General features: G+C 71.9%; 2 protein-coding genes. Both read left to right on the top strand.

The genetic code is table 11. The annotated features are described in order from the left end of the window. Positions 1-12: 12 nt before the first annotated feature. Entirely contained in the window at positions 13-4,947 is a 4,935-nt protein-coding gene (locus AB0C25_RS36410) for a type I polyketide synthase (RefSeq protein WP_357379623.1), read from the top strand. Positions 4,948-4,982: 35 nt separating this feature from the next. Beyond that, positions 4,983-6,090 (top strand): beta-ketoacyl synthase N-terminal-like domain-containing protein (locus AB0C25_RS36405; protein WP_357379621.1); only part of this gene is annotated, 1,108 nt, incomplete at its 3' end.

The raw sequence follows: 6,090 nt of genomic DNA, 5'->3' as shown, positions 1-6,090 counted from the left end.
CAGCGGTTGCTGTTGGAGTCCTCGTGGGAGGCGTTCGAGTCCGCCGGGATCAACCCTGTTTCGGTACGCGGCAGCCAGACCGGTGTCTTCGCCGGCGTGATGTACCACAACTACGCTTCGCGGCTGTCGGCGATCCCGGACGAGGTGGAGGGCTTCCTCAGCACCGGCACCTCGGGCAGTGTGGCCTCCGGCCGCATCTCGTACACATTCGGTTTCGAGGGACCCGCGGTCACGGTCGACACCGCCTGCTCATCCTCGCTTGTCACGTTGCACCTCGCGGCGCAGGCGCTGGCCCGCGGCGAATGCGACCTGGCGCTGGCCGGCGGCGTCACCGTGATGCCTTCGCCGGACACCTTCGCCAGCTTCTCCCGCCAGCGCGGCCTCGCCCGCGACGGCCGGTGCAAGGCGTTCGCGGGTGCGGCGGACGGCACCGGCTGGTCCGAGGGTGTCGGCATGCTGGTGCTGGAGCGGCTCTCCGACGCGCAGCGCAACGGCCACCGCATCCTGGCCGTGGTGCGTGGCTCCGCCGTTAACCAGGACGGCGCGTCGAACGGCCTGACCGCGCCGAACGGCCCGTCGCAGCAACGGGTGATCCGGCAGGCCCTGGCCAACGCGGGCCTGTCCCCGGCCGACGTCGACGCGGTCGAGGCACACGGCACCGGCACCCGGCTGGGTGACCCGATCGAGGCACAGGCGCTGCTCGCCACGTACGGACAGAACCGGTCCGAGCCGCTGCGGCTTGGCTCGATCAAGTCGAACATCGGGCACACCCAGGCCGCGGCCGGCGTCGCCGGGATCATCAAGATGATCCAGGCCATGCGGTACGGAGTGCTGCCGCAGACCTTGCACGTCGACGAGCCCACGCCGCAGGTCGACTGGACGGCGGGCGCGGTCGAGCTGCTGACCGAGTCACGACCGTGGCCGGCCGTGGACCGTCCACGCCGGGCCGGTGTCTCCTCGTTCGGGATCAGCGGCACCAACGCCCACGTGATCCTGGAGGAGGCGCCGCCCGCGCCGCCCGCTGCGGAGCCGATCGCCGACGTGCCCGTACCCTGGATCCTGTCGGCGAAGTCCGAGGCCGCCCTGCGGGACCAGGCCGCCCGCCTCGCCGGATTCCTGGCCGAGCGCCCGGACGCCACGGATGCCGGCGTCGCCCGGGCACTGCTGAACCGGACCAGGTTCGAGCATCGTGCCGCGTTGCTCGGCGAGGACCGGGCGACCCGGCTGGCCGGCCTGGCCGCTCTAGCCGCCGGCGAACCCTCCGCGGTCGTGGTGACCGGGGAGGCCGGGCCGGTCCGGACCGGAGTCATGTTCACCGGTCAGGGTAGTCAGCGGCTCGGCATGGGCCGTGGCCTGTACGAAGCGTTCCCGGTGTTCGCCGCCGCTTTCGACGAGGTGTGCGACTTGTTGCCCCTCGACGTCAGGTCGGTCGTCTTCGGCGAGGACGTGGCACGGCTGGACGAGACCGAGTTCGCGCAGGCCGGCATCTTCGCGTTGGAGATCGCGCTGTTCCGCCTCGCCGAGTCGTGGGGTCTGCGACCGGACTGCCTGATCGGCCACTCGGTCGGCGAGATCGCCGCCGCGCACGTGGCCGGGGTGCTGTCCCTGCCCGACGCGTGCACGCTGGTCGGCGCCCGCGGCCGGCTGATGCAGGCACTGCCGGTCGGCGGCGCGATGGCCGCCGTGGCCCTTGACGAGGAGACCGTGCAGGCGGCCTTGGACGACCGGGTGTCGATTGCCGCGATCAACGGCCCGGCCTCGGTGGTGATCTCCGGTGCCGAGGACGCGGTGCTGAGCCTGATCGAGGCGTGGCGGAGCGAGGGCGTACGGGTCCGCCGGCTCAACGTCAGCCACGCGTTCCACTCGCCGCTGATGGAACCGATGCTCGCCGAATTCGAGCGGGTCCTGGACGGGCTCACGTTCGCACAGCCGCACCTGCCGGTGATCTCGAACGTCACCGGCCAACTCGCCCTGCCCAGCGAACTGGCCTCGCCCGGGTACTGGGTGCGGCACGTCCGGGAGGCGGTCCGGTTCGCCGACGGCGTCACCGCCGTGCTCGACCGGGGTGTGACCGCCCTGCTGGAGTTCGGGCCGGACGGCGTGCTCACCGGTATGGCGCAGCAGAGCCTGACCGACTCGGCCGCGGTCCGGGTGGTCCCGGCCCTGCGCAGCGGTCGCGACGAAGCAGCGACTCTTGTCGCGGCCCTGGCGAGCCTGCACACGATCGGGGTCGACGTGACCCTGCCCGTCGGCGCCGCCCGCCCGGCTGACCTGCCGACGTACGCCTTCCAGCACGAGCGGTACTGGCTGGAGGCACCGGCTACCGCCGCCGTGGACGCCGTCGGCCTCGGTCTCGGCGTGACCGGCCATCCGTTGCTCGGCGCCACCATCACGCTGCCGGAGAGCGACACGGTGGTGCTGACCGGGCGACTCTCCGTGCACACCCACCCATGGCTCGCCGAGCACCAGCTCGGTGACACGATCCTGGTCCCCGGCGCCGCGCTCGTCGAGCTGGCGATCCGCGCCGGCGACCAGGTGGGCTGCGGCACGGTCGAGGAGCTGACGATTGAGGCGCCGCTGGTGCTGCCGGCGCAGGGTGCGGTGACGCTGCGGGTGACCGTGGACGAGGCCAGTCACGCGGTCTCGGTGTACTCGCAGGCCGACCACGACGACAACTGGACCCGGCACGCCCACGGACTGGTGACCGCACAGACCACGGCAGCCCCGGCGGACCCGGAGGCCTGGCCCCCCGCGAACGCCGAGCGGCTGGACACCGATGGCCTGTACGACATGCTCGCCGACGCCGGCCTGGTCTACGGCCCGACGTTCCAGGGCGTGCGCGCCGCTTGGCGTACCGGGGACGGGATCTGCGCCGAGGTGGCACTGCCCGACGGTGCCGCCGTCGACGGCTTCGGCCTGCATCCGGCGCTGTTCGACGCGGCGCTGCACGCTGGCGCGCTGGGCGGCTTCGTCGGTGGCGCCGGTGACGGTCCGGCGCTGCCGTTCGCGTGGTCGGGGGTGAGTCTCTACGTCACGGGCGCTGCCACACTGCGGGTACGGATGTCGCCGGCCGGCACCGACGCGATCGCCTTGGCCGTCACCGACGAGACAGGTACGCCGGTCCTCCAGGTGGAGCGGCTGGTGCTGCGCGCGTCGGCCACCCCCGGCGGCATCCTGGACACGATGTTCCGTCGCGACTGGGTCACCATCCCGGCCGGAGCCGGCGTGGCACCCGCGACCTGGGCGACTCTGGGCGAGGCGCTGCCGGGCCTGGAAACCAAGGTGTACGAGGACCTGGCCGACGTCGCCGAGGCGGACGTCGTACTCGTTCCGCTGTCCGCTGTCGCCACCGCCCAGGCGGCGCACGACCTGACCGCCTCCGCTCTGGCACTGCTGCAACAGCGCCTCACCGCAGACCTGGAACTCGGCTCCCGCCTGGCCTTCGTCGCCACCGACGCCGGCCCAGCCGAGGCGGCGGTGTTCGGGCTGGTCCGCTCTGCGCAGGCCGAGAATCCGGATCGATTCGTCCTGCTCGACCTCGGCGGCGCCGAGGCCACCACCGACATGCTGGCCGAGGCTCTGGCCACCGGCGAGCTGGAGCTGAGGTTCCGCGACGGCGCATGGCAGGCCCCGCGTCTGGTCCGGGAAACCGTCGAACCATCCCCGGTCCCAGCCGAGGGCACGGTACTGATCACCGGTGGCACCGGTGCGCTGGGCGCGCTGGTGGCCCGGCACCTGGTCACCGAGCACGGGGTGCGGAGTCTGACCCTGACCAGCCGCCGGGGTTCGGAAGCGCCGGGTGCCTCGGAGTTGGCCGCCGAGCTGGCCGAGCTGGGCGCCGTGGTGAACGTCGTCGCCTGCGACGTGGCAGACCGGGCCGCAGTGGCCGCCGTCCTGACCAGCATCGGTGATCTGACCGGTGTGGTGCACACCGCCGGTGTGCTGGACGACGGACTGATCACGTCCCTGACACCCGAGCGGCTGGACCGTGTGCTGGCACCGAAGGTCGATGCGGTCCAGCACCTGCACGAGCTGACCGCCGACCGGGACCTGGACATGTTCGTGGTGTTCTCGTCCGCAGCCGGGGTCGTCGGCAACCCGGGTCAGGGCGCCTACGCGGCGGCCAACAGCTTCCTGGACGCGCTGATGGCCGAGCGGACCGCGGCCGGGCTGGCCGGCACGTCTCTGGCCTGGGGCTTGTGGGAGCAGGCCGACGGAATGGGCGGGGACCTGCACCGGTCCGGAGTCGCCGGACTGAGCGACGCCGACGGTCTGCGACTGTTCGACGCCGGCTGGGCACACGGTGGTCTGCTCGTGCCGATGCGCCTCGACCTCGCGGCGATCCGGCGCGAGACGGAGACACCGCACCTGTTCCGGACACTCGTACGGAGCGGCACCCGCCGCCGGGCACAGCGGGACAGCGGACCCAACGACCTCGCCGCACGGCTCACCGCGATGAGCTCCGGCGAGCGGCTGGACACCCTGCTCGACTCGGTCCGTCGGCACACCGCCGGGGTGCTCGGATTCGCGGGCGCCGAGCAGGTCCTGCCACAGCGTGGCTTCCTGGAGATCGGCATCGACTCGCTGACCGCGGTGGAACTGCGCAACCAGCTGGGCGCGTCCCTCGGCCGCAAGCTCCCGGCCACGCTGATCTTCGACTACCCGACGCCGGCACTGCTCGCCGAACATCTGGCGGGTCAGTTCGGCCAGGACCATGCCATGACCTCGCTGTCCGCCTACGCGGAGATTGACAAGCTGGAAGCGCTGCTGACCGCGCTGAGCGGCGAGATCGACGACCGCGCTGGCATTACCGCCCGGCTGCGTGACGTCATGGCCAAGTGGACCGCGACGCGGGACGGCGGCGAGCAGACCGCCAACGACAACCTGCGAACGGCGACCGCTGACGAGCTGTTCGACATGCTCGACAGCGAACTCGGCCAGTCCTGATCCCACCTGCCGCAGACCCACCAGGAGTGGCCGACATGGCGAATGAAGACAAGCTCGTCGATTACCTGAAGCGCGCGACCGCGGACCTGCGCGAGACCAAGCGCCGCCTGCGCGAGGCCGAGGAGAAGGACGCGGAACCGATCGCCGTCATCGGCATGAGCTGCCGCTACCCCGGCGGAGTCACCTCGCCGGACGGGCTGTGGCAACTGGTCGCCACCGGCGGCGACGGGATCGGCGACTTTCCCGCCAATCGTGGCTGGGACCTCGACGACCTGTACGACCCGGACCCCGACCGGGCCGGCACCGTCTACAACGTGCAGGGGGGATTCCTGCAGGGTGCTGGCGACTTCGACCCGGGCTTCTTTCGGATCTCGCCGCGGGAGGCGCTGGCCATGGATCCGCAGCAGCGGCTGCTGCTGGAGGCGTCGTGGGAGGCGTTCGAGTCGGCGGGAATCGACCCGCACCGAGTCGGCGGCAGCCGGACCGGCGTGTTCGCGGGGCTGATGAACAACACCGACTACACACCGTCGCTGGACGCCGTCCCCGAGGGCATCGAGGGTTTCCTCGGCACCGGCAGCTCCGGGAGCGTGGCCTCCGGACGGGTGGCGTACACCTTCGGACTGGAAGGGCCGGCGGTCACGGTCGACACGGCCTGCTCGTCGTCGCTGGTCACCATGCACCTGGCTGCGCAGGCCCTGCGCAGCGGGGACTGCACGCTCGCCCTCGCCGGTGGCGCGACGGTGATGGCCACTCCCGGCACCTACCTGGAGTTCTCCCGTCAGCGTGGCCTCGCGGCGGACGGCCGGTGCAAGGCGTTCGCCGGTGCCGCGGACGGCACCGGGTTCTCCGAGGGCGTGGGCATGTTGGTGCTGGAACGGCTCTCCGACGCGCAGCGCAACGGACGCCGCATCCTGGCCATCGTGCGCGGGTCGGCGGTCAACCAGGACGGCGCCAGCAGTGGCCTGACGGCGCCGAATGGTCCGTCGCAGCAGCGGGTGATTCGGCAGGCTTTGGCGAATGCCCGCTTGTCGGCGGCGGATGTGGATGCGGTGGAGGCGCATGGCACGGGGACGCGTTTGGGTGATCCGATTGAGGCGCAGGCGTTGTTGGCGACGTATGGGCAGGATCGGTCGGAGCCGTTGT

Source organism: Micromonospora sp. NPDC048839, from assembly GCF_040649915.1.
Lineage (GTDB): Bacteria > Actinomycetota > Actinomycetes > Mycobacteriales > Micromonosporaceae > Micromonospora.
The sequence above is the reverse complement of the archived record's forward strand: the minus strand, read 5'-3'. Positions and strand labels throughout refer to the sequence as shown.